Raw genomic sequence first — 2,340 nt, 5'->3', positions numbered from 1 at the left:
CAAACTTCAATGGTGATCTCGATATTAGTTTCGATGTATTCGATGGTGAAGCGACAGTTGCAGCCAATATCGATTTGACAGTGAACCCAGTGAATGATCTGCCGGTCGCGCAGGATCAGAATTTCCAGATGAACGAAGACGGGACGATCACGCTTACAGATGGGGATCTGTTGGCGGGAGCGTCGGATGTTGATGGTGATACGCTGAGTATCTCAGATGTTACATACACAGGTACGGATGGAATCTTCACCGATAATGGAGATGACACATATACCTTTGCACCGAATGAGAACTTCAATGGTAATGTCACCGTCGACTTTACCGTGTCTGATGGTCAGGGTGGTACCGATACGGCCCAAGCGAATATCGTAGTTGTTCCTGTGAATGACCCGCCAGTTTCAGGTAACTTGGCGTATGCAATTGATGAGGATGGAAGTATCACACTGAGCCAAGAGCAGCTCTTGGCGCAAGCGAGTGATGTGGATGGTGATACGCTCACGGCGTTGAATCTACAGACAGCCAATCCGGAACTGACGATTACAGATAATGGTGATGGGACGTTCACGCTGACACCGGCTGCAAACTTCAATGGTGATCTCGATATTAGTTTCGATGTATTCGATGGTGAAGCGACAGTCGCAGCCAATATCGATTTGACAGTGAACCCAGTGAATGATCTGCCGGTCGCGCAGGATCAGAATTTCCAGATGAACGAAGACGGGACGATCACGCTTACAGATGGGGATCTGTTGGCGGGAGCGTCGGATGTTGATGGTGATACGCTGAGTATCTCAGATGTTGCATACACAGGTACGGATGGAATCTTCACCGATAATGGAGATGACACATATACCTTTGCACCGAATGAGAACTTCAATGGTAATGTCACCGTCGACTTTACCGTGTCTGATGGTCAGGGTGGTACAGATACGGCCCAAGCGAATATTGTAGTTGTTCCTGTGAATGACCCGCCAGTTGCAGGGGATACGTCTTTCAGCATGAATGAGGACGGTACAATTACATTGACACCTGCACAGCTTTTGGCGAATTCAAGTGACGTTGAAGGTGATGTGAGTCTGCAAGGTGTGAGCTACTCAGGATCAGATGGAACGCTGAGTGAGAATGATGATGGCTCCTTTAGTTTTATTCCGAATGAGAATTTCAATGGTGACATTGTCCTCGATGTGGTTGTGTTAGATGCTGAGGGTGCGAGTGATACGGCCCAAGCGAATATCGTAGTTGTTCCTGTGAACGACTTCCCTGTTTCAGGTAACTTGGCGTATGCAATTGATGAGGATGGAAGTATCACACTGAGCCAAGAACAGCTCTTGGCGCAAGCGAGTGATGTGGATGGTGATACGCTCACGGCGTTGAATCTACAGACAGCCAATCCGGAACTGACGATTACAGATAATGGTGATGGGACGTTCACCCTGACACCGGCTGCAAACTTCAATGGTGATCTCGATATTAGTTTCGATGTATTCGATGGTGAAGCGACAGTTGCAGCCAATATCGATTTGACAGTGAACCCAGTGAATGATCTGCCGGTCGCGCAGGATCAGAATTTCCAGATGAACGAAGACGGGACGATCACGCTTACAGATGGGGATCTGTTGGCGGGAGCGTCGGATGTTGATGGTGATACGCTGAGTATCTCAGATGTTACATACACAGGTACGGATGGAATCTTCACCGATAATGGAGATGACACATATACCTTTGCACCGAATGAGAACTTCAATGGTAATGTCACCGTCGACTTTACCGTGTCTGATGGTCAGGGTGGTACCGATACGGCCCAAGCGAATATTGTAGTTGTTCCTGTGAATGACCCGCCAGTTGCAGGGGATACGTCTTTCAGCATGAATGAGGACGGTACAATTACATTGACACCTGCACAGCTTTTGGCGAATTCAAGTGACGTTGAAGGTGATGTGAGTCTGCAAGGTGTGAGCTACTCAGGATCAGATGGAACGCTGAGTGAGAATGATGATGGCTCCTTTAGTTTTATTCCGAATGAGAATTTCAATGGTGACATTGTCCTCGATGTGGTTGTGTTAGATGCTGAGGGTGCGAGTGATACGGCCCAAGCGAATATCGTAGTTGTTCCTGTGAATGACTTCCCTGTTTCAGGTAACTTGGCGTATGCAATTGATGAGGATGGAAGTATCACACTGAGCCAAGAACAGCTCTTGGCGCAAGCGAGTGATGTGGATGGTGATACGCTCACGGCGTTGAATCTACAGACAGCCAATCCGGAACTGACGATTACAGATAATGGTGATGGGACGTTCACCCTGACACCGGCTGCAAACTTCAATGGTGATCTCGATATTA

General features: G+C 47.9%; 1 protein-coding gene. It reads left to right on the top strand.

Annotation, left to right across the window (positions count from 1 at the left end; translation table 11 throughout):
• The coding region (locus tag A3738_RS09585) for a tandem-95 repeat protein (RefSeq protein WP_156504157.1) at nucleotides 1-2,340 on the top strand (2,340 nt) is incomplete at both ends.

The organism is Oleiphilus sp. HI0066, from assembly GCF_001635725.1.
Note: the sequence above shows the minus strand (reverse complement) of the source record. Positions and strands in the feature narration are given on the sequence as shown.